This window comes from Wolbachia endosymbiont of Drosophila bocki (genome assembly GCF_028982005.1).
GTDB classification, from domain to species: domain Bacteria; phylum Pseudomonadota; class Alphaproteobacteria; order Rickettsiales; family Anaplasmataceae; genus Wolbachia; species Wolbachia pipientis.
Genome location: NZ_JAPQLG010000085.1, coordinates 1 through 1,606 on the forward strand (window position 1 = coordinate 1; position 1,606 = coordinate 1,606).

At 34.4% G+C, this 1,606-nt stretch carries 1 tRNA gene and 3 pseudogenes; 1 reads left to right on the forward strand and 3 read right to left on the reverse strand.

Features of this window, described 5'->3' with window-relative positions:
• Positions 1-38: 38 nt before the first annotated feature.
• A pseudogene (locus OZD61_RS05850) lies at positions 39-953 on the forward strand (IS5 family transposase).
• A 106-nt stretch (positions 954-1,059) separates the two neighbouring features.
• On the opposite strand, the gene OZD61_RS01720 reads toward OZD61_RS05850, so the two are convergent.
• From OZD61_RS01720 to OZD61_RS01730, 3 genes and pseudogenes are all read right to left on the reverse strand, one after another.
• Positions 1,060-1,146: transfer RNA gene (locus tag OZD61_RS01720), tRNA-Ser, on the reverse strand.
• Between the two features lie 31 nt (positions 1,147-1,177).
• Positions 1,178-1,510 (reverse strand): annotated as a pseudogene (locus tag OZD61_RS01725) (phage BR0599 family protein); the annotation flags it as partial.
• A gap of 9 nt (positions 1,511-1,519) precedes the next feature.
• Positions 1,520-1,606: pseudogene (locus tag OZD61_RS01730) on the reverse strand (IS5/IS1182 family transposase); the annotation flags it as partial.

The window sequence follows — 1,606 nt, forward strand, 5'->3', positions numbered from 1 at the left end:
TAGATATACCTCTTTCTTAACTATGCTTATTTTACCTCATATTTTCGAGATCCTTAACAGGTTCTAACAAATTTCTAGAAAAAAGAGGAAATATTTTTCGTTACATCGATAAAGCTATCGAAAATTGGTATGAAAATAGTCCAAAAATGCAGGGCGGCAACTATATTTATAGTGATAAAGTTGTGATTTTAGTGCATATAATCGTTAATCTTTTTAGAATTGGCTTAAGACAAACAGTCGGGTTTATAAAAGGATATTTGCAACAAATAGGAAGAGATTTGGCAGTTATCAGCTATTCGCAAGCTTCAAAAAAAACTTAATATTAAGATCAATGATTGCAGAATTGATAAAAATAATATGGAAGATATCGAAATTGCCATAGATAGCACAAGCATCAGCATTTATAACAACACACAGCAAGGAAAATAGCGCTGACAGAAAATATCGTGGCTATGAACAGACAAGAAAATTGCATGTAATGTTGAATATAAACAGCAAAAAAGCCATAGCTGCAGAATACAGTAACGGTCTGATCACTATGGAGCTTGCGATTTACTCAAAGGAGTTAATTTTCAGCATGCCATAAAAGCACTATATGCAGACAGAGCATATGACAGACATAAACTCTATAAATTGTGTGATGAATGCTGCATAAAGACAAAAATTCCTCCAAAAAAACAATGCAGCAGAGCATCCAAAGTATGGCAGAGAGAAATGCTGCAACTAGACTAATAAAGTCATACAGCGAAGATGGAATGAAGAGGTGGAAAAGGCAAACAAACTACGGAAAAAGATCTTATGTAGAAAGTTTTTTCTCGCGACTGAAACAAACATTCGGGTTTAATTTTCGGAACAAATCTGAAATTAATCGTGGGAAGGAACTGCTACTCAAGTGTTATTTGCTTAATCAATTTACTGACATTGGTATGGCTAAATTTGAAATGGCTACATGAATTTATCGTAAATTACCACCGCATAGTTGTAACATTGTACCATATTACAATGTTCGTACAGTTGTGTGCGCGACCGGGGGTTTTATACCATTCTAGAAGTAACATACGGAAAAGGGGGGATTCGAACCCCCGACATATTTTCATATGTGCACGCTTTCCAAGCGTGTGCTTTAGACCACTCAGCCACCTTTCCATGCTTATTCATAATATTGAAAATTGTACTGCTAAACAATATAAAAACCTGGTATATAGGGTTCACCACGAAAATTCACAGTATTGTTAAACTTGCTTCTGCAAGTTGGAAATGTTTTATCGCAACCTGCGAGTATTGAATATTTATCTCCAGCAAAAATTTGGTATGGAGGCGAAGTAAACAACGTAACTACTTTATTTTTATATTCTTTTACTACACCTTCAAACGCTATTGAGCCAAAGAATTTTACTACTCCGTGCTTATAATATTCATCACTCTCAGTTAAATTCGTGTCTTCAAATCTTCTTTCATCTATTACTTTAGTGATTGTACTTATTTTACTAAATTTTTTAGTATCGGCTTTAGAACCTGTTTAAAATCTTCGTAATGGGAGAGAAATGAAGGAAAGGACAATCATTTGCAAGCTGGTGTTGAGTTTACGTTCGCAATTTTTCCACAA